At 61.2% G+C, this 19,429-nt stretch carries 16 protein-coding genes and 1 pseudogene; 4 read left to right on the top strand and 13 right to left on the bottom strand.

Features of this window, described 5'->3' with window-relative positions; genetic code table 11:
- Positions 1–16: 16 nt before the first annotated feature.
- The 7 genes from lpdA to AC13QY_RS07600 all read right to left on the bottom strand — a co-directional run bounded on the left by lpdA (position 17) and on the right by AC13QY_RS07600 (position 8,179).
- Positions 17–1,405, bottom strand: coding sequence for a dihydrolipoyl dehydrogenase (gene lpdA, locus AC13QY_RS07630; RefSeq protein ID WP_488493130.1), 1,389 nt, complete (start codon positions 1,403–1,405; stop codon positions 17–19).
- 4 nt (positions 1,406–1,409) lie between these two features.
- Positions 1,410–2,714, bottom strand: coding sequence for a dihydrolipoamide acetyltransferase family protein (locus AC13QY_RS07625; RefSeq protein WP_488493129.1), 1,305 nt, complete (start codon positions 2,712–2,714; stop codon positions 1,410–1,412).
- 2 nt (positions 2,715–2,716) lie between these two features.
- Positions 2,717–3,730, bottom strand: a complete 1,014-nt coding sequence (locus tag AC13QY_RS07620; RefSeq protein ID WP_145634433.1) for an alpha-ketoacid dehydrogenase subunit beta — start codon at positions 3,728–3,730, stop codon at positions 2,717–2,719.
- A gap of 1 nt (position 3,731) precedes the next feature.
- Positions 3,732–4,964 (bottom strand): thiamine pyrophosphate-dependent enzyme, encoded by a 1,233-nt coding sequence (locus AC13QY_RS07615; protein ID WP_488493128.1) that lies wholly within the window; start codon positions 4,962–4,964, stop codon positions 3,732–3,734.
- 81 nt (positions 4,965–5,045) lie between these two features.
- Positions 5,046–6,173: an acyl-CoA dehydrogenase family protein gene (locus tag AC13QY_RS07610; protein ID WP_488493127.1), complete on the bottom strand. Its 1,128-nt coding sequence runs from the start codon at positions 6,171–6,173 to the stop codon at positions 5,046–5,048.
- Between the two features lie 24 nt (positions 6,174–6,197).
- The gene (locus AC13QY_RS07605) at positions 6,198–7,385 is read right to left on the bottom strand and encodes an acetyl-CoA C-acyltransferase (protein WP_488493126.1); all 1,188 of its coding nucleotides are present in this window, start codon (positions 7,383–7,385) and stop codon (positions 6,198–6,200) included.
- 26 nt (positions 7,386–7,411) lie between these two features.
- Positions 7,412–8,179: a 3-hydroxyacyl-CoA dehydrogenase gene (locus AC13QY_RS07600; RefSeq protein ID WP_488493125.1), complete on the bottom strand. Its 768-nt coding sequence runs from the start codon at positions 8,177–8,179 to the stop codon at positions 7,412–7,414.
- A 137-nt stretch (positions 8,180–8,316) separates the two neighbouring features.
- On the opposite strand from AC13QY_RS07600, the gene AC13QY_RS07595 reads away from it, so the two are divergent.
- Positions 8,317–9,381, top strand: coding sequence for an AraC family transcriptional regulator (locus AC13QY_RS07595; RefSeq protein WP_488493124.1), 1,065 nt, complete (start codon positions 8,317–8,319; stop codon positions 9,379–9,381).
- Between the two features lie 111 nt (positions 9,382–9,492).
- Here the strand turns inward: AC13QY_RS07595 and AC13QY_RS07590 are convergent, their stop codons facing one another.
- Positions 9,493–10,380 (bottom strand): LysR substrate-binding domain-containing protein, encoded by an 888-nt coding sequence (locus tag AC13QY_RS07590; protein ID WP_488493123.1) that lies wholly within the window; start codon positions 10,378–10,380, stop codon positions 9,493–9,495.
- Positions 10,381–10,487: 107 nt separating this feature from the next.
- On the opposite strand from AC13QY_RS07590, the gene AC13QY_RS07585 reads away from it, so the two are divergent.
- Positions 10,488–11,741 carry an aromatic ring-hydroxylating oxygenase subunit alpha gene (locus tag AC13QY_RS07585; protein ID WP_488493122.1) on the top strand — a complete coding sequence of 418 codons (1,254 nt, stop codon included), beginning with the start codon at positions 10,488–10,490 and terminating at the stop codon, positions 11,739–11,741.
- Positions 11,731–12,813, top strand: a complete 1,083-nt coding sequence (locus AC13QY_RS07580; protein WP_488493121.1) for an FAD-binding oxidoreductase — start codon at positions 11,731–11,733, stop codon at positions 12,811–12,813. The genes AC13QY_RS07585 and AC13QY_RS07580 overlap by 11 nt, the downstream gene beginning before the upstream one ends.
- 41 nt (positions 12,814–12,854) lie before the next feature.
- Here the strand turns inward: AC13QY_RS07580 and AC13QY_RS07575 are convergent.
- Positions 12,855–13,045, bottom strand: a pseudogene (locus AC13QY_RS07575) (FAD-dependent oxidoreductase); the annotation flags it as partial.
- 148 nt (positions 13,046–13,193) lie between these two features.
- Here AC13QY_RS07575 and AC13QY_RS07570 point away from each other — a divergent pair.
- Positions 13,194–15,146, top strand: a complete 1,953-nt coding sequence (locus AC13QY_RS07570; protein WP_488493120.1) for a putative bifunctional diguanylate cyclase/phosphodiesterase — start codon at positions 13,194–13,196, stop codon at positions 15,144–15,146.
- Between the two features lie 79 nt (positions 15,147–15,225).
- Here the strand turns inward: AC13QY_RS07570 and AC13QY_RS07565 are convergent, their stop codons facing one another.
- Genes AC13QY_RS07565 through AC13QY_RS07550 form a run of 4 tightly spaced genes read right to left on the bottom strand, consistent with a single transcriptional unit; the run spans position 15,226 to position 19,286 of the window.
- Positions 15,226–16,425, bottom strand: a complete 1,200-nt coding sequence (locus tag AC13QY_RS07565) for an ABC transporter permease (protein ID WP_488493119.1) — start codon at positions 16,423–16,425, stop codon at positions 15,226–15,228.
- A gap of 4 nt (positions 16,426–16,429) precedes the next feature.
- Entirely contained in the window at positions 16,430–17,572 is a 1,143-nt protein-coding gene (locus tag AC13QY_RS07560; RefSeq protein WP_488493118.1) for an ABC transporter permease, read from the bottom strand.
- Entirely contained in the window at positions 17,569–18,279 is a 711-nt protein-coding gene (locus tag AC13QY_RS07555; RefSeq protein ID WP_488493117.1) for an ABC transporter ATP-binding protein, read from the bottom strand. Before AC13QY_RS07555 ends, AC13QY_RS07560 begins: the two co-directional genes overlap by 4 nt.
- Complete coding sequence (locus AC13QY_RS07550; RefSeq protein ID WP_488493116.1) at positions 18,276–19,286, bottom strand: efflux RND transporter periplasmic adaptor subunit; 1,011 nt, start codon at positions 19,284–19,286, stop codon at positions 18,276–18,278. The genes AC13QY_RS07555 and AC13QY_RS07550 overlap by 4 nt, the downstream gene beginning before the upstream one ends.
- Positions 19,287–19,429 lie beyond the last annotated feature (143 nt).

The following is a 19,429-nucleotide window of genomic DNA, read 5'->3' as shown; positions in this document are numbered from 1 at the left end:
GGCAGCTGAGACCAGCTCAGATGTGCAGGGCATGGCCAAGCGCCTTCAACGCGGCTTCCTGCAGGCTTTCGCTGCGGGTCGGGTGGGCGTGGATCGTCCCGGCGATGTCTTCCAGCCGCGCGCCCATCTCGAGTGCCAGCGAGAACGCGCTTGACAGCTCCGAGACGCCGGCACCAACCGCCTGCAGGCCAAGCACCAGATTGGTGTCCGCGCGCGCTACAGCCCGCACAAAACCGTCTTCCGACTGGGTCGTCATCGCACGACCGTTGGCGGCGAAAGGAAAGAGACCGACGCGGATTTCATAGCCCTGGGCGCGCGCTTCTTCGGGTGAAAGCCCCGCCGTGACGATCTCGGGATCGGTGAAGCAGACGGCGGGAATGGCACGTTTATCCCAGACACGCTTGCGGCCGGCGACGATCTCCGCAACCATCTCCCCCTGCGCCATGGCGCGATGGGCAAGCATCGGCTCGCCCGTGACATCGCCGATGGCATAGACACCGCGCATGGAGGTGCGGCAGCGCTCATCGATGCGAATGAAACGGCCAGCGCGATCGAGATCGAGTTCCTCGAGACCCCAACCTTCCGTGCGTGGCTTGCGCCCGACTGTGACGAGAACCTTGTCAGCGGCGATCCGCTCTTCCTCGCCGGCAGCGGTCTCGATCAGCAGCGCCTCTCCCGAATAGGCTTTCGCCTTCGCTCCAGTCAGAACGCGCACGCCGAGCTCACCCAAGCGTTTGGCAACCGGCTTGACGAGCTCGGCCTCATATTGTGGCAGGATCCGCGGCATTGCCTCGACCACCGTGACCTGCGCGCCCAGCTTGGCGAAAGCAGTGCCGAGTTCCAGGCCAATATAGCCGCCGCCGACGATAGCAAGTGTATTGGGCACACTCGTCAACGACAGCGCCTCGGTGGACGAGAGGACCGCTCCGCCAAAGGGCAGCAGCGGCAACTCCACCGGTTCGGAGCCAGTCGCGATGACAACCGCTTCGGCACGGATGACCTGAGTTCCGGTCTCGGTCTCGACCTCGACGGTCTTGCCGTCGCGGAACGTCGCCTGGCCGTGCACGATCTTGACCTTGGACTTGCGCAAAAGACCGAGTACGCCGTTGTTCAGCCGGCCGACGATGCCATCTTTCCAGCGTATGATCTGCGCGAGATCGAGCTTTGGCGCCTCGACAGTGATGCCGAGCGCGTTGGAAGTGGTCATGTGGCTGACCTTTTCGAACTCCTCGGCCGCGTGGATCAGCGCCTTGGAGGGGATGCAGCCGATATTCAGGCAGGTGCCGCCAGCCTTTGTGGATTCGACGATCACCGTATCGACGCCGAGCTGACCGGCGCGGATGGCGCAGATATAGCCGCCGGGTCCGGCGCCGATGACGAGGAGCTTGCAGACGATTTCTTTCATGTCATCAACCTTCGATGAAGATCAGCGCGGGGGTTTCGAGCAGCGCCTTGATCCGCTGGACGAAGACCGCCGCGTCCCAGCCGTCGACGATGCGATGGTCGAAGCTCGACGACAGGTTCATGATCTTGCGCGGGATGAACTGGGTCCCGTCCCAGACGGGCTGGGTCATGATCTTGTTGACGCCGACGATCGCGACTTCGGGATGGTTGATGATCGGCGTCGTCACGATGCCGCCGAGCGCGCCGAGCGAGGAGATGGTGATCGTGGAACCGGACAGCTCCTCGCGTGCGGCGGTGCCATTGCGGGCGGCGTCGGCAAGGCGTGTCAGCTCGGCGGCGCAATCCCAGATCGACCTGGCTTCGGCGTGGCGGACGACCGGTACGGTCAGGCCGGAGGGCGTCTGCGTGGCGATGCCGATATGGACGGCGCCGTAGCGGGTGACGACACCGGCATCGTCGTCGAAGGTGGCGTTGATACCGGGCTGCTCGCCCAGCGTCTTCACCATCGCCCGCATCAGGAAGGGTAGAATGGTCAGCTTCGGCTGATCGGGCTTGCGGCCGGCATTCATCGTCGCTCGCAAGTCCTCAAGGTCGGTGACATCGACCTCTTCGACATAGGTGATGTGGGGAATGCGCGAGGCGGCGAGGCGCATCTTCTCGGCGATACGCCGGCGCAGGCCGGTGACCTTGATCTCCTCGACATCGGTCTTGCGGGCGGGGCCGGTTGGAGCAGCGGTTGCATGCTGCACGCCATGCGCGATGAACTGATCGAGATTGTCATGGGTAATGCGTCCCGCAGGCCCAGTGCCGGGCACCTGGCGCAAATCGACACCAGCCTCCTGGGCACGCAACCGCACGGCGGGGGAAGCAAGCGGACGCTCCGCCGGTTCGCGAGGAACCGGGCGCTCGACCGGCGCCGTCGACTGGATAGCCTTCGCTTCGACCATCGGTCTTGCCGGAGATGGTGCGACCGGCTTGGGCCCTGTCACCTCGTCCTTGGCCGGTTCGGTCTTCACAGGTTGGGGAGCCGCGGCGAGGGAGACCTCTTCGCTCGCATTCCCATCCTCGCCGGCGACCTGGATGCGCAAGAGCGGCGCCTTGACGGCGACCGTATCGCCGACATCGGCGCCGAGCCAAAGCACGACCCCTTCGACCGGCGAGGGGATTTCCACCGTCGCCTTGTCGGTCATGACTGCCGCGAGCACCATGTCCTCACGCACCGGGTCGCCCGGCTTGACATGCCATTCGACCAGCTCGGCCTCGGCCACGCCCTCACCCACATCGGGCATCTTGATGACGAATTCACCCATCCTCAGCCCTCCATCACTTCTTTCAACGCCCGGCCAACACGGGCGGGACCGGGGAAATAGTCCCATTCCTGTGCGTGCGGATACGGCGTGTCCCAGCCGGTCACGCGCACGATCGGCGCCTCGAGACTATAGAAGCAGTGCTCCTGAACCAGTGATGCGACTTCCGCGCCGAAGCCGGAGGTTAGCGTCGCCTCGTGCACGACGACGCAGCGGCCGGTCTTCTTCACCGACTGGACGATCGTATCGAGGTCGAGCGGCAGAAGGCTGCGCAGATCGATCACCTCGGCATCGATCCCTGTCTCCTCGGCCGCGGCAAGCGCCACATGCACCATCGTACCGTAGGCGACCACGGTGACGGCATTCCCCGGCCGGCGGATTTCCGCCTTGCCGATCGGGATCGTGTAATGCCCTTCCGGAACCTCGCCGAGATCATGTTTCGACCAGGGCGTCACCGGCCTTTCGTGATGACCATCGAAGGGGCCGTTATAGAGCCGCTTCGGTTCGAGGAACATCACCGGGTCCGGATCCTCTATCGCCGCGATCAGCAGGCCCTTGGCGTCGTAGGGATTGGACGGCACGATCACCTTCAATCCGCAGACATGGGTAAACAGCGCTTCCGGGCTCTGGCTATGCGTCTGCCCACCGAAGATGCCGCCGCCGGTCGGCATGCGCACGACGATCGGGCAGGTAAAGTCGCCATTGGAGCGGTAGCGGATGCGCGCCGCTTCCTGGGTGATCTGGTCATAGGCCGGATACATATAATCAGCGAACTGGATTTCGACGCAGGGCTTCAAGCCATAGGCCGCCATGCCGATCGCCGTACCGAGAATACCGGATTCGTTGATTGGCGCATCGAAGCAGCGGGTCTTGCCGTATTTGGCCTGGAGTCCTTGCGTAGCGCGGAAAACCCCGCCGAAGTAGCCGACATCCTCGCCGAAGACGACGACATCGTCGTCACGCCCCATCGAGACGTCCATGGCGCTGCGCACGGCCTCGATCATTGTCATCCTTGCCATGTCAGTACCCCGCCTTCTGCCGCTGGCGGCGGATATGGGCGGGCATTTCCGCATAGACGCCCTCGAAGATGTCGCGCACCGATGGCTTGCCGCCCGCATGCAGCGTGCCGTGGCTTTCGGCCTGCTTCTGTGCCTCGATAACTTCATCGAGAACCTCGGCCTCCGCCTGGGCATGGCGCTCTTCCGACCAGACACCACGCACGATCAGATGCTTCTTTAGCCGCAGCACTGGGTCGCCGAGCGGCCAGGCCTCGGATTCGGTTTTCGGCCGATAGGCGCTCGGGTCATCGGAGGTGGAATGGGCGCCGACGCGGTAGGTGACATATTCGATCAGTGTTGGGCCGAGGTTGCGCCTTGCGCGCTCGGCCGCCCATTTGGCGACGGCATAGACCGCCAGATAGTCATTGCCGTCGACCCGAAGCGCTGGGATGCCGAAGCCAAGGCCGCGAGCGGCGAAGGTTCCGGAACCGCCGCGGGCAATGCCCTGGAAGGTGGAGATGGCCCATTGGTTGTTGACGATATTGAGGATGACCGGCGCCTTGTAGGTGGAGGCGAAGACCAGCGCCGAATGGAAATCGGATTCGGCCGTCGAACCGTCGCCGATCCATGCGGCGGCGATCTTGGTGTCGTTCTTGATGGCCGACGCCATCGCCCAGCCGACCGCCTGCACATATTGGGTGGCAAGATTGCCGGAGATGGTAAAGAAGCCATGCTCCTTCGATGAATACATGATCGGCAGTTGCCGACCACGCAAGGGATCGGCCTCGTTCGAGTAGATCTGGTTCATCATCTCGACCATCGGATAGTCGTCGGCGATCAAGAGGCCCGCTTGCCGGTAGGTCGGAAAGTTCATGTCCCCTTTGTTCAGCGCCTTGCGGAAGGCGGAACTCACCGCCTCTTCGCCAAGATGCTGCATATAGAAGGAGGTCTTTCCCTGTCGCTGCGCCATCAGCATGCGCGCGTCGAAGGCCCTGAGCTTCATCATGTTGCGCAAGCCCGTCAGCAACTCCTCATCGGAGAGCAATCCGGCCCAGGGGCCGACCGCCTCGCCGTCGCGGTTGAGAACGCGGATGATGGAATAGGCGAGATCGCGGATCTCCTCGGGCGCAATGTCGACCGCCGGTCTTGGCACGGAGCCGGCCTTGGCGATCTTGACATTGGAGAAATCCGGCTGGCCGCCTGGCCGCACCGCCGGCTCGGGGACGTGCAGGCTCAGATTTGGAACCTCGTTCATGCGCTGTGTTACCTCCCTTGTCGGCCGCCCCACCCGCGCTCCCCACGGCGGGCGCGACCGCAAACATTCCACGAAAACATACTATAAGTTGCGCGCGATAACGATGCGCTGAACGTCGCTCGTTCCCTCGTAAATCTGGCAGATGCGGACGTCCCGGTAGATGCGTTCGACCGGATAGTCCGCCATATATCCGTAGCCGCCATGGATCTGGATCGCGTCGGAGCAGACCTTTTCGGCCATTTCCGACGCGAACAGCTTCGCCATCGACGCTTCGGTAAGGCAGGGCTGCCCCTCCTCCTTCAACTGTGCCGCGTGCAACACCATCTGGCGGGCGACCTCGATCTGCGTCGCCATATCGGCAAGCCGGAAGGCGACAGCCTGATGATCGATGATCGGCGAGCCGAACGTCTTGCGTTCACGGGCATAGTCGCGCGCCGCCTCGAAAGCCGCTCGCGCCATGCCGACGGATTGCGATGCGATGCCAATGCGCCCGCCTTCGAGATTCGACAGGGCGATCCTGTAACCGTCGCCTTCCTCGCCGAGCCGATTTTCCACCGGGACGTGCATGCCGGTAAAGGCGATCTGGCAGGTGTCGGACGAGTGGAGACCGAGCTTGTGTTCAACGCGCACGACTTCGTAGCCAGGCGTGTCGGTCGGCACGATGAAGGCGGAAATGCCCCTCTTGCCCGCCTCGGAGTCTGTGACGGCAAAGACGATGATGACATTGCCATTCTTACCCGAAGTAATGAACTGCTTGGCGCCGTCGATAACATAATCATCACCGTCTCGGCGGGCACGAGTCTTCAGGTTCGAAGCATCGGAGCCAGCCTGCGGCTCCGTCAGGGCAAAGCCGCCGATCCATTCGCCGCTTGCCAGTTTCGGCAGGAAGCGCTGCTTCTGTTCCTCCGTGCCGTATTTCAGGATCGGTACGCAGCCGACGGAGCTGTGCACGCTCATGATGGTCGAGCACGGCCCGTCTCCGGCGGCAATTTCCTCAAGTGCCACGGTATAGGCGATCACGCCCGTTTCCGAACCGCCATAGGCCTCGGGCACGAGCATGCCGAGGAAGCCGAGTTCGCCCATCTCCTTCAATTCCTCGCGGGGAAAGAGGCTCTTCGCGTCGCGCTCGGCGGCTCCCGGAGCCAGGCGCTCCCGGGCGAAATCACGCGCCATGTCGCGAATCTGGATCTGGTCTTCGCTCAGGATCATGGTCCGGTCTCCTCCTCGAACCCTTCAGTTCAGTTCGACGGCCATGGCGGTTGCTTCGCCGCCGCCGATGCAAAGCGTCGCCATGCCACGCCTCATGCCGTGGCGCTTGAGCGCTGCAAGCAGCGTGACGAGCACGCGGGCCCCGGACGCGCCGATCGGATGGCCGAGCGCGCAGGCGCCCCCGTGAACGTTGACCTTGTCGTGCGGCAGGTCGAGATCGCGCATAGCCGCCATGGCGACGACAGCAAAAGCCTCGTTGATCTCGAACAGATCGACATCCCGAAGGCTCCAGCCGGTGCGTTCGGAAAGCTTGCGTAGCGCGCCGATTGGCGCGGTCGCGAAGAGATTGGGCGCCTGCGAATGCGTGGCGTGGCCGACGATAGTGGCAAGCGGTACGATACCTTCGCGCTCGGCCGTTGAGCGGCGCATCAGCACCAGCGCGGCGGCACCATCGGAGATGGACGAGGCATTCGCGGCGGTCACCGTGCCGTTTTCACGGAAAGCCGGCTTGAGCGTCGGGATTTTTTCCGGTTTCGCCTTGCCGGGCTGTTCGTCACGGCCGACAACCAGTTCGGATCGCCCTGTCTTGACGGTGACTGGCACGATCTCACTATAGAATGCCCCCTCCTCGATCGCCTTGCGGGCGCGGGTCAGGGATGTGACGGCGTAGTCATCCTGCGCCGCGCGCGTAAACTGATAGGCTTCGGCGCAATCCTCGGCGAAAGTGCCCATGAGGCGTCCCTTGTCATAGGCGTCTTCGAGCCCATCGAGGAACATATGGTCGATGACGCGGCCGTGCCCGAGCCGGTAGCCTCCGCGTGCCCTATCGAGAAGATAGGGGGCATTTGTCATGCTCTCCATGCCGCCGGCAATGGCGATCGACGCGCTGTTGGCGCCGATCAGATCGTGTGCCAGCATGACGGCCTTCATTCCCGAACCGCACATCTTGTTGACGGTTGTCGCTCCCGTCGCAAACGGCAGGCCAGCGCCGATCGCGGCCTGTCTTGCCGGTGCCTGACCCTGCCCGGCCGAAAGAACGCAACCGAAGACCACCTCCTCAATTGCGTCCGGGCCAACGCCGCCGCGCTCGAGGGCCGCGCGGATGGCGGCGGCACCGAGTTCCGGCGCCGTGCAATCCCTAAGATCTCCCTGGAAGCTACCCATTGGAGTACGGGCCGCGCCAACGATGACGATCGGATCTTCTCGCGTCATATCAAACCTCCAGTTACGAGCCTGCCTCAGTGCGGCGCCATGCGCAACGCTCCATCGAGGCGGATGACTTCGCCATTCAGCATGACGTTCTCACAGATGTGGCGTACCAATGCGGCGAATTCCACCGGCTTTCCGAAGCGCTGCGGAAAGGGCACGCTCTTGCTCAGCGAATCCTGCACCTCCTGCGGCATGCCGGCCATCATCGGTGTCTCGAAAATGCCTGGCGCGATGGCAACGACGCGAATGCCGCTGCGCGCCAATTCGCGAGCGATCGGCAGCGTCATGGCGGCAACGCCGCCCTTGGAAGCCGCATAGGCCGCCTGACCGATCTGTCCGTCGAAGGCGGCAATCGAAGCCGTGCTGACGATGACCCCGCGTTCGCCGTCCGTATCCGGCTGCTCCTTGGCGATGGCCGCCGCCGCGAGCCGGATCATGTTGAAAGTGCCGACAAGATTGATGCCGATCGTGCGGCTAAAATTGTCGAGCCGGTGCGGACCGTTGCGGCCGATCACCTTCTCGCCGGGCGCGACGCCGGCGCAATTGACGAGCCCATGCAGATGGCTAAAGCGCTCCAGCGCCATGTCGATCGCGGCCTGGCCGTCTTCTTCCTGCGTGACATCCGTCTTGATAAAGGTCGCGCGGGCACCAAGCTCACCGACAATACCGGCGCCAGCATCGGCATTGACGTCGGCTATGACGACATTAGCCCCCTCATCCGTCAGCATGCGCGCGACCGCCGCTCCAAGTCCCGAACCGCCACCGGTAACGACGAAAGTCTTTCCCTGGATCAACATGGTCGCTCTCCTCCAGCGCAGTCGATTTCAACCGAGGGCCTCCACGCTTCGTGCAGTCGCCCGCAGTATCGCATCCCCGGAAGAGCGCGGTTACCCCGCGCCTTGCCTAAGCTTATCGTCGCGCGATATTGCATTCGATGACAAAAGCGTCTCAAATCATCGGCCAGTTTTACCATATTTTACAGGTCATGACGATGACGGAAACCGCGCGGCGGATGATATCACCTTTCTTCGTAAAAGAGGCGATCGACTGCCTTCGGCGGCAGGGAAAATCCCCCGAACGATTGTTCGCGACACTCGGCCTATCCACGCAGATCGACGTGCCGGTTTCGGCCGAAAGCTATGGCGCGCTGTGGCTGGCGATCGCGGCCGAGATGGATGACGAATTCTTCGGCATGGGCGGCAGGCCCATGCGTCGCGGCAGCTTCACGCTGCTTTGCCATTGCGTGCTGCACGCAAGGACCCTCGACCAGGCGCTGCGGCGCGCTCTCAGGTTCTTAAACATCGTGCTGGAGGATCCGGAAGGGCATCTCGAAGTGGCGGATGGGTTGGCGCATATCGTGCTGACCGACCGTGCGAGCGAACGCTCAGCCTTTGCCTATCGGACCTACTGGATTCTCCTGCACGGCATTGCATGCTGGCTCATCGGGCGCCGCATTCCGCTTAGAATGGTCGACTTTCGCTGTGCAGAGCCAGATCATGGCGCCGAGTACCGACAGTTCTTCGGGGCGCCCGTTCGTTTCTTACAGCCGGTTAGCAGGCTCGCCTTCGATGCCGCTCTCCTCAGACTGCCGGTGACACGCAACGAGCAGGCCCTGAGGCAATTTCTTCGCAATGCGCCGGCCAATATCCTCGTGCGTTACCGCTATGACGCCGGCCTTGCAGCGAGCGTGCGCAAGCGGCTGCGGCACTCATCGCCTGCCTCATGGAAGGCATTTGACGATTTGGCCGCGCAAATGCGCATGTCTCCTTCGACCCTGCGGCATCGCCTCCATGCCGAGGGCCAGAACTATGCCGCCATCAGGGATGAAATCCGCCGCGATCTTGCAATCGAGATGCTGCAAACGACCAAGTTCGGCGTCGGGGAGATCGCGACACGCCTCGGCTTTTCCGAACCCAGCGCCTTTCATCGGGCATTCCGGAAGTGGACAGCAAGAAGCCCCGCGGCATTTCGAAAGGAAATGACCGCGCGGAACCGGTGACCACGCCAGCCGCCGGTCTTCCAACGGCCTGCGCCATGGTGCTTCGTCATGGCCAGCGACGGTATTCGCGATCTCGACAAGCCTTATCTAGCTTGAGTTTCGAAACTGGCCTTACCGCGTCAGCGCATTGGCAAGCCAGTGTGCGGCGTGTTCCGCGGCGAGCGTAAGGCGCGGCCTCGCTGGAAGGAGAACGTGATACCGGTCGGGGGTGGAGATCTCGGGCTCCTCCAAGGCGACGAGCGTGCCATCCTCCAGGAAAGTCTGGACAAGAAGACGCCAGCCGAGCGCGATCCCCTGCCCCGCACGCGCGGCCGCGATCGCCTCCGTATAGTGGTTGAAGCGAAGATGCGGCTTTATTCGCAACGCCCGGCCCGTTTCCTGAACCCATTGCGTCCAGGAGAGCCATGAGCGATCGTGAGCGTCTGTCTCTATGAACTCATCGGCATCCGACATCTGCGCCGTCGGACGACGCCGATAATAGTCGGGCGAGCATACGGGAACGACGACCTCCTCCTGAGCGGCGACTATCTTGGCGTCGGCAAACGGCGGCCTGCCGTATCGAATGGCTACGTCTATGCCGCCAGCGTCCAGGTCGATTCTTGCGTCCTGCGAGATGACCCTGATCTGCACGCCCGCATTCTCCCGCCGAAACTCCGCCAGCCGCGGGAGCAGCCAGAAGGAGGAGAAGGCGACGGTCGCGCCGATCGTCACGACGTTCTGCTGGGAGGATCTGACCGCATCGACGGCCTCCGCGATGCTGGCGAAGCTTTGCGCGAGCGTTGTTCCCAGGCTGAGGCACGCAGCAGTCGGTTCGATGGCGCGATGCTTACGTACGAACATCGGTAGACCGAGTTCCTCTTCCAATGTCGCGATCTGGCGGCTGACGGCTGCCTGAGTGACGCCAAGCTCGATCGCCGCCGCCGTAAAGCTCCGGTGCCGTAGAACGGCCTCGAGAGTCATCAACGCGGTCAGTGAGGGAATTCGCCGCCGAAAGTTCATATGCATCCCTGGCATTACATAATGTTATGCGTTCGTGAAAATTAATGCCGTTGAAGCATAATGGATGCAAGGGCAAACTGCGGATCATAGAACCATAAGAGGCTATCATGCTAAACAGGCTTCCATCCTCCATCTCCGCCCTGCTTGAAGCACGCGCCGATGGTTGTTCCCTGCCTGCCGGCCTCTATACCCGCGAGGATGTCTTCGAGGCCGATATCGACGTCTTCTTTCACAAGCACTGGATCTGCGTCGGCCTCGACTGCGACGTACCGGAACCAGGCGATGCCACCGTTGTCGATATTGGCAAGACCAGCCTGATCCTGCTTCGCGACGACGACGGCGAAATTCGCGTGCTTCACAATGTCTGTCGCCATCGCGGGTCGCGCCTGCTCGATGCCGGCAAGACGATCGTCTCGAAGCTTGTCTGTCCCTATCACACATGGACCTACGAACTGACCGGGGAGCTGAGCTATGCGCCACACATGGGCAAGGATCTGGACAAGCGGTGCCATAGCCTGAAGCCGGTGAACTTCAAGTCGATCGGCGGCCTGATCTATGTGTGCCTCTCCGACAATCCGCCGGAAGACATCGCAACCCTCGAGCAGGTGATGATCGAGCGCCTTGCGCCCTACGACATCCGGAATGCCAAGGTCGCTTATCAGACCGATGTCATCGAGGACGGCAACTGGAAGCTCACGATGGAAAACAATCGCGAGTGCTACCACTGTTCCGCCAATCATCCCGAGCTCTGCGTCTCCTTCGTCGATCTCGACTTCGGCTTCGATCCGGAAACGCTGAACACAGACGGCCGCGAGCAGGCCGCCGAACACTTCCGGCTCTACGACGAGCGGACAAAAGCCTGGGAGGCGGATGGTTTCCCGTCGGCGGCAGTCGAACAGCTCGTCGACTGCGCCACGAACTTCCGCACACAGCGTCTGATCATCGCCGGAGCCGGCGAATCCCAGACACATGATGCGACCGCGGCATCGTCGAAGCTGCTCGGTCGGATGACCCGCAAGGATCTCGGCGACACGCATCTTTGGGGTCACAATAGCTGGAATCACTTCATGGGCGATCACGCTGTCGTCGCGATCGTCATCCCGCTCTCCGCCGGCAAGACGCTCGTCAGAACCAAATGGCTGGTCCACAAGGATGCCGTCGAAGGTAAGGACTACGACCTCGACAAGCTCACGGACGTCTGGGTCACCACGACGGACCAGGATGCGGACCTCGTCGCCCGCTCGCATGCCGGCGTGCTCGACCCTGCATACCAGCCCGGCCCCTATTCTCGATTCTCGGAAACCAATCTGGACAAGTTCGCGACCTGGTATATCGATCGGATGCGCGCCCATGGGTATTGAATTCGCTCAGATGCAGCGCGGTCAGGCTGCTGCCTGGGATCCAGAGCACGACGAGACGCTTGTATGCATCGACGTGCACCAGGAGACGCATGACGTGAAGAGCTTCACATTCGCGTCTCCGGAAGGCAAGCGCTTCAGCTTCGATGCCGGGCAGTACTTTTTGTTCAATTTCCCGATGGGTCCGGATAGTGAAGCGCGCTGCTACAGCATCTCGTCGTCGCCCCATCGCGACAACGCGTTCACCATCACGGTCAAGCGCGTGCCCGGCGGCAAGGTCTCGAACTGGCTACACGACACCATGGCTGCCGGCATGATGGTCAAGGGCCAGGGGCCGCTCGGTCACTTCATCCGTCCGAAAGGCGAAAAGACGAAACTCCTGCTGCTCTCGGGCGGATCCGGCATCACGCCGGTCATGTCGATCACACGCGATCTGGCGGATCGATACGAACCCTCGGACATCGTTTTTCTTCACGCGGCGCGCACGCCCTCCGACCTCATCTTCCGCCATGACCTTTCCGGTCTCGCGACCAGGATGAAAGGCCTGCGTCTCCAATTCCTGCCGGAGACGGTGGCTGGCGAGCCGGCCTGGCCGGGATTGACCGGGCGGCTCTCGCTCGAGTACCTCAAGCTTGCGGTTCCCGACATCGCCGAGCGTGTCGTCATGTGCTGCGGCCCGGCCCCCTTCATGGCGGCGGCGCGTTCCATCACCGCGGCATTGGGCGTTCCCGTGTCAAACTACATCGAAGAGAGTTTCGATGCGGCTGTCATCGACGAGCCGGGACCGGAGGTCGAGCAACAACCGGCCCAGAAGATCTATCGGGTCGAGTTTTCGAAGCAGAAGCGAATGCTGCAAGTCTCCTCCGATCAAACGGTGCTTGCGGCCGCGAAGAAGGGCAGCATCAGGCTTCCTTCGTCCTGTTCGAATGGCATGTGCGGCACGTGCAAATCCAAGCTCGTCTCGGGCTCGGTCGAAATGAATCACAATGGCGGTATCCGTCAGCGGGAAATCGATGCCGGGATGTTCCTGCCCTGCTGCTCGAAGCCGCTTAGCGATCTCGTCGTTGATCGCTGACGAAGGATTGATGCGAGAGGAGAGCCATCTGCTCTCGTGCTTTAGCTGGCCAGCATTGCGTTGAGCATCTGGGCCGTGTGGGACGCCAGGGTCAATCCGATGGGCCCATCCCCGAAGGCAAGAATGACATCCCTGCCGCCCTTGGAAGGCCCGATGACCGGCACGGAATGGGCATTGAAGGCCGAAACCCAGGCCAGGAACGACTTGGCGTCCCAGGTGCGGGGAAGAATCTGCTTTTGCAAGAATAGACCTTCTTCCGATCAGGACAACGAGCTTACATCCGAAGGTTGAGGCAATTGTTTGTTGATTAACCGTTTGCATTTCAAATAATGTAACACCATCCATGTCATGAATAGCGGCGTTACTCTATGAGCGGCGCTATGGAAATACTAAAAGCCAAACAGAAATTTCAGCATTTCATGTCCATTCGGTCCGATAATCCGGACTTGTTGAAAGCTCAGTATCGTGCTTTCACACGGCAGATGCCGATGATGTATTTAATTCTGATTTCAAGTACATGGGCGCTTTCCATTACCCATATGCAATCGGCACCGACTTGGCTCACCATTGGCATCCCTGCTTTCTTCACGCTCGGCTGCATGCTCAGGATCACATTCTGGTGGAGGACACGCAATGTCGATCCTCAGCCCGAAGTGGCTTATGCAGCGCTCGTCCGCACCAATCGCCTGGCTGTCGGGATCGCTACTGCATTCACTGTTTGGTCATTTTTGCTGGTGCCCTATGGCGATGCATATGCCCAGTCTCATGTCGCCTTCTATATGGCGATTACAGTCATTTCCTGCATTTTCTGCCTGATGTATGTTCGCTCGGCGGCATTCATAGTTACCGTGATCGTCAATGGAGCATTCGTTTTATTTTTCGCGGCCTCAAGGCAACCGACTTTTATTGCGATAGCCATCAATGTGGCACTCGTTTGCGCGGGCATGATGTCGATTCTCCTGACAAACTACCGCAATTTCGAGCGCATGATTATCTCGCAGCAACGCACGGAAGCGCTTAGCAATGAGAACCTCTTGCTTGCCAATGTCGACAGCCTGACGGAATTACCCAATCGTCGCGCGTTCTTTACGCATCTGGAAGCTGAGTTCGAAAGGGCCAAGACCGAAAACACGCGGCTGGCTCTTGGCGTCATCGATCTCGATGGCTTTAAGCCGGTCAACGACCTTTACGGACACTCGGTCGGGGACAGGCTGCTGATCGACGTCAGCAGGCGCCTTACCACCAGCTTGAAAGCCAGCCGGGCGTTTCGATTGGGTGGCGACGAATTTGCAATCGTCGCCCCGGTCGCGCCTGAAGACGCTCAACTTGTGAAAAACGCGAATGCGATTTCCGAATGGCTCGGAGCGCCTTATCACCTGCCGGAAGGAACGGTGCACGTATCCGCGTCGATGGGAATAGCGGTCTTCCCGAACCTCGCTTCTACTCTGGAGCAGCTTTTCGACAGGGCTGATTATGCCCTTTACCATGCCAAGAGAAGCCGTCGCGGCGGCGCGGTTTTATTTGACGCCGAGCACGAAAAGCAGATCAATATAGAAGCGCGCATCGAGCACCTGCTCAGGCAAGCCAATTTGGAAGATGAGCTCTCGGTCATGTTTCAACCGATCGTGAGCTTGGGGAATGATCAGACGGTGGGCTTCGAGGCCCTGGCCCGCTGGTACAGCCCGGTTCTTGGACATGTCTCGCCCGCGCAATTCTTCCCAATCGCCGAACGGGCCGGTATCGTCAGTTCACTGACACGGCCGCTGCTCAAAAGGGCACTTGCCTTCGCATGCGAGTGGGAAGAGCCTTTGCGCCTGTCGTTCAACCTGTCGGCCTACGACCTCAATTCCAACGAAGGGGTGCTGTCGTTGATCGGAATCATCGAAAGCAGCGGCTTTGACGCGAAGCGTCTCGACCTTGAAATTACCGAAACGGCCTTTACGCACGATTTCGAGCAAATCAAATCGTCAGTGGAAATGCTGCGGCATCTCGGTTGCGGCATTTCACTCGACGACTTCGGCACCGGTTATTCCAGCTTGACGCGGCTGCATGCCCTTCCTTTGACCAAGATCAAGATCGACCGCAGCTTCGTCACGGATTTGCACAAAAGGCCCGCCAGCTATAAAATCGTGAAATCACTTCTCAATCTCAGCCGGGACATGGAGCTGGAATGCGTGGTTGAAGGCGTCGAGACACCCGAAGAACTTGTGGCTCTTCGGGGGTTGGGGGGCACGCTGGTGCAAGGCTACCTCTATTCGCGGCCGCTGAACGAAAAAGACGCTGCCAAATGGTGCTGCGCCGCCGCACGGCAAACGGGCTCGTCAACCAGCTGAACCACAAGCATCTTCGATATGTGCCGCAGATGGCATGCTCCTGAACGGAAGCGAGGGGGCGACCCTCACGCTTGGGCGATCATCCGCTCGACCGCAGGGCGGCGGTCAAGGGAAGTCGGCTGGCGACGGTGGCCGGCAAGGCGCCGCCCAGAATGCCGATCGCAAGTCCGAGCAGACCCGCCGTCGCCATGACATCGCCGGTTACGGAGAGCTGGAACGCCATTCGCGTTCCGTTCGTGCCAACCGTGCTTGCCTGCCAGCCATTGAAGGCCAGCCAGGATGCGAGAAGTCCAAACGCCACGCCAAGGGCGGCAAGCACGATTGCCTCCACCCATGTGCCGAGAAACGCGGATATCCGGCTGAAGCCAAGTGCCCGGACCGTTGCGATCTCGACGGTACGGTCCGACACTGAGTTCATCATTGTGTTGAGCGCACCGGCGGTCGCACCGATGGCCATCAACAGAGCGAGCGGCCAGCCGAATAGGCGGATGAGACTGGCCGTGCGGGCTGATTGCGCCGAATAGAGGTCGGCTTCAACAACGGCGTGCAACGGCGATGTCTTTATTGTGTCGAGCTTGGCCTGCAGCCGGGACACAGAGGCGGGATCGGACAGGCGCAAGCGCAGGCTCTGGACCTGCCCCTGCCGGTCGAAGGCGGATCGAACCGCGTCGAGGTCGCCCCAGATCTCGGACTCGAAAGCGCTGCCTCGGGCCGAGAACAGGCCGACCACCGTCCAGTCGACCGTGCCGAGCCGTAAGGTGCTGCCGATCGATATTCCGAACTGTTGCGCGAGGCGATCCCCGACGACGATCTCGCGCGAACCGGGTGTGAACAGACGGCCGGACGACAGGGCGATATGGTCGCGGATGGAAGGACCGGACTGATCCATGCCACGAAGAGCCAAGGTCAGACCCTCTTCCGACCCGCTCGATTTGGCGTCGACGGCAACAACGATTTCGCGCGAAAAGATCGGCATGCCGCTTGCGTCTCGCGCCACACCGATGTCCTCGGTCATTGCACTCAGGGTGCGAATGACCGAGGCCGGGACATCGGAGCCGGCCTCCTGGTTCGTACCGCCACCCAGAACGACGGCGAGGGAGTTTGAGCCGGCACTTTGCAGGGCCGTCTCGAAACCCCTTGCCATGGCCAGGAAGCCCGCGAGAACGCAGACGACGAGCGCCACGGAAAAAACCATGGAGACGGAAATGGAGATGCGTCGCGGCAGGCTGAACAGGTTTGCCGTGATCATGACGAATGCTTGTTTGGCATTGGAGGACATGAATCTACCTCGTTCTGAATGCGGAGATTATCGGGATCCTAAGCGCGTTCAGAGCCGGAAGCGCACCGGTCAAAAGCGCTAACAGGGTGACCATCGCAAGAGCTCTTGCAAAAATCGCATCGGAAAAGACGAGGCCGATCGCAGGTCCCGTGATGACCGTTGCAAGCAGTGCAAGCATTAGGCCGATGGTGCCGCCGACCACGAAGATGAACAATGTTTCGCCGAGGATCAGCGCCATGATCCATGAGCCGGAAAAGCCCAGGGTTTTCAAAACGCCGATCTCGAAGGTGCGCTCGCGAACGGCAAAGACCATGGTGTTGCCGACGATCATCAGCAGCGTGACGAATGCCGCGCCGACCACCATGTTCACGATCAGGCCGATATCTGCATATTGGCGCAGGAAAGCCTCGAGGAACTGCTTTTCCGATCTGGTCTGTGTCGGCGCCGCCGAATTGGCGAACAGCTGATCTATCTTCGAGGCAAGTTCCCTTGTCTGAACATCGGGCTGAGGCCTAATGATGAAGGCGTCGACCGTGTCCTTGTTGCGGGCTCTGAGCGCATTGACATAGTCGTATTGGGCGATGACGAAATAGGTGTCGGTGGAGGCGTTCTCGCCGTTGAAGATGCCGGCGATTTCAAAGGACCAGTCACGACTGCCATCTTGTTTTGCCATATCGAAGCTGGTGACGGTGATCTTCTGGCCGATTGTCCAGCTTTGTGCCTCGGCGAGCGCCTGGCCGACGAGGACGGTGCTGCGGTCCCTGCTGAGTGCGCCCATCAGATCTGGCGTCAGCCCAAGCTCCTTGCCGTTCGAACTGAAGAGCCGCGCAGGATCGGCGGCACTCACAGGAATGATGTTCTTTTCGACCGTCGCAAAGCCGCGCAGACGCGACATATAGCCGACGGCGGCCACACCTGGTTCGGCGGCGATCCGGTTCAGGTAGGACATCGGCAGCGGCTGGGCGCGGCCAGCCGCGCTCATGACCCCGAGGATGTCCTCGCTGGCCGCCGACGAGCCCTGGCTACCGTCGATGAAGCTCGTGGTCAGACCATAGATGAGAAAGGCCGTGGCGACGCTGACCATCAGCAATATTGTGCGCAGCGGCTTTCGCCACGCGCTTTTTCGCACAAGATCGAGGAACGTCATGCATCCGCCCTCCGCTCTTCGACGAACTGGCCCTTGTCGAGATGAAGTGTTCGACCGGCATAGCTTGCGGCTTGCGGGTCGTGGGTCACCATGATGATTGTCTTGCCGAGCTCGCGGTTCAGAAAACGCAGCATTTCCAGCACCTCGTCCGCCGATCGGCGGTCGAGGTCGCCGGTGGGCTCGTCGCAGAGCAGCAATGCCGGGTCCGCGACGATCGCCCGCGCGATACCGACGCGCTGCTGCTGACCGCCCGACATCAGCTTCGGATACTGCTTCTGGCGACCCGAAAGTCCGACCAGATCCAGAACCTTGTCGACGCGGACCCGCCGTTCCCTCGACGAGAGCGGCTTCAAGAGAAGCGGCAGTTCGATGTTCTCGGCCGCGTTCAGCATCGGCAGGAGATTATAGAACTGGAAGACGATCCCCATATTGTGGGCGCGCCAGGAGGAGCGGGCCGACTCGCCCATCTGATCAAGATTGCTGACCCCGATGCGCAGGCGGCCCTGATCCGGCTTGTCTATGCCCGACAGCATGTTGAGCAGCGTCGATTTCCCGGATCCGGAAGGCCCCATGATCGCGACGAACTCGCCGCGGGCGATTTGCAGGTCGAGATTGGAAAAGATCGGGACGGTCTCGGTCCCTATTCTGTATCCCTTCTTGACATTGTCGAGCACGATATAGGGCTCGTTGCTTGTGGAGGCGGTCATCGAGGAGTGTCTCCTGGCTGTTGTACTGGAATGGGCGAAATACGAATACGGGCGGCCATGTTGGGCATGATGCCGTCAGGTGGATCGAGGAGCGCAAGGCGCAGCCTGATCGTGCCCTTTTCCGCCGAAGCGACTGGCCAAAGCTGCAGGATCTCGGTCGCGAAGGGCTTGTCCGGAAAGCCGTCGAGGACGGCTTCGCCGCGAAGGCCGGGACGAAGCTCGCCGATATTGGTTTCGGCGACATCGGCGTCAATCACCAGGCTGTTGGTATCGGTGATCGTCAGCAGGCTTTCATTTTCCTTGATACTGTCCACTCGGGCCAGCACCCGACCGCCGACATGGGCGTCGAGCCGTGTCACCGTGCCCGAGATCGGAGCTCTGACGGTCAACGCATCAACATGTTCCTGCGCGATCTTCACGTCGAGTTGGGCTCTTGCATAGCTTTGGCGTGCCTGATCGACCGCATTCAATGCCGTATCTCTGGCTGTTTGTGCTTCCTCGACGGTCTGGATCGAGACAGCGCTCTTCGCAGAGAGCACCGTATTGCGTTGCAGCGAGCTGTCGGCCTGCTTGAGGGCCAGGATCTTTCCGTCGAGGACAAGCTTGGCGGCATCGCTGTCGGCCTTGGCCTGCGCGAGTGAGAAGCCGGCGCTGACGTCATCGATCCTGACGATAACCTGCCCGGCTTCAACGCGATCGCCGATACTGACGCCAACCGATGCGATCTCTCCCTCATATTTGGAAAAGACCGTCACGATACGCGGGGCGACGACGAAGCCGGACCCGGTTATCTCCGGCGCGGATGCCGATCTCAGTGAATTGGCGGAAGGGATGGGCGAACCGCTACCGGAGGCCGCCTGAATGGATGGAACGCTTGATTTGTCACCAGTTTGCGCCGTGCCCCGGGCCTCGATGTCCGGCTGCGGCTGAAGAGAGGTTTTGAGGCGAGGCGCGATATCCGGCCAGAAGAAGGCGACCGCGATCGCGCTGACGCCAAGCGCGAGCATGGTACTCGCGAGGACAAACCGCCGATTCCTCTTGACCGGCGACCCGACTGTTTGGAATGAAGGCTCAAGCGACAATGACCTGAGCGTTTCAGCGAGTTTGCGATTTTGTTCGGTGTTCGTGTTCATGCCGCCAACATGAACGA

The organism is Martinezella sp. CNPSo 3795 (assembly GCF_057784475.1).
The sequence above is the reverse complement of the archived record's forward strand: the minus strand, read 5'-3'. Positions and strand labels throughout refer to the sequence as shown.

Bases quoted from the DNA above. Each gene is read 5' to 3' on its own strand.
- AC13QY_RS07620 (WP_145634433.1), bottom strand. From the start codon at position 3,730: ATGGCAAGGATGACAATGATCGAGGCCGTGCGCAGCGCCATGGACGTC.
- AC13QY_RS07585 (WP_488493122.1), top strand. From the start codon at position 10,488: ATGCTAAACAGGCTTCCATCCTCCATCTCCGCCCTGCTTGAAGCACGC.
- AC13QY_RS07600 (WP_488493125.1), bottom strand. From the start codon at position 8,179: ATGTTGATCCAGGGAAAGACTTTCGTCGTTACCGGTGGCGGTTCGGGA.
- AC13QY_RS07590 (WP_488493123.1), bottom strand. From the start codon at position 10,380: ATGAACTTTCGGCGGCGAATTCCCTCACTGACCGCGTTGATGACTCTC.
- AC13QY_RS07605 (WP_488493126.1), bottom strand. From the start codon at position 7,385: ATGACGCGAGAAGATCCGATCGTCATCGTTGGCGCGGCCCGTACTCCA.
- AC13QY_RS07565 (WP_488493119.1), bottom strand. From the start codon at position 16,425: ATGTCCTCCAATGCCAAACAAGCATTCGTCATGATCACGGCAAACCTG.
- AC13QY_RS07570 (WP_488493120.1), top strand. From the start codon at position 13,194: ATGGAAATACTAAAAGCCAAACAGAAATTTCAGCATTTCATGTCCATT.
- AC13QY_RS07560 (WP_488493118.1), bottom strand. From the start codon at position 17,572: ATGACGTTCCTCGATCTTGTGCGAAAAAGCGCGTGGCGAAAGCCGCTG.
- lpdA (WP_488493130.1), bottom strand. From the start codon at position 1,405: ATGAAAGAAATCGTCTGCAAGCTCCTCGTCATCGGCGCCGGACCCGGC.
- AC13QY_RS07615 (WP_488493128.1), bottom strand. From the start codon at position 4,964: ATGAACGAGGTTCCAAATCTGAGCCTGCACGTCCCCGAGCCGGCGGTG.
- AC13QY_RS07595 (WP_488493124.1), top strand. From the start codon at position 8,317: ATGACAAAAGCGTCTCAAATCATCGGCCAGTTTTACCATATTTTACAG.
- AC13QY_RS07555 (WP_488493117.1), bottom strand. From the start codon at position 18,279: ATGACCGCCTCCACAAGCAACGAGCCCTATATCGTGCTCGACAATGTC.
- AC13QY_RS07625 (WP_488493129.1), bottom strand. From the start codon at position 2,714: ATGGGTGAATTCGTCATCAAGATGCCCGATGTGGGTGAGGGCGTGGCC.
- AC13QY_RS07610 (WP_488493127.1), bottom strand. From the start codon at position 6,173: ATGATCCTGAGCGAAGACCAGATCCAGATTCGCGACATGGCGCGTGAT.
- AC13QY_RS07580 (WP_488493121.1), top strand. From the start codon at position 11,731: ATGGGTATTGAATTCGCTCAGATGCAGCGCGGTCAGGCTGCTGCCTGG.
- AC13QY_RS07550 (WP_488493116.1), bottom strand. From the start codon at position 19,286: ATGCTCGCGCTTGGCGTCAGCGCGATCGCGGTCGCCTTCTTCTGGCCG.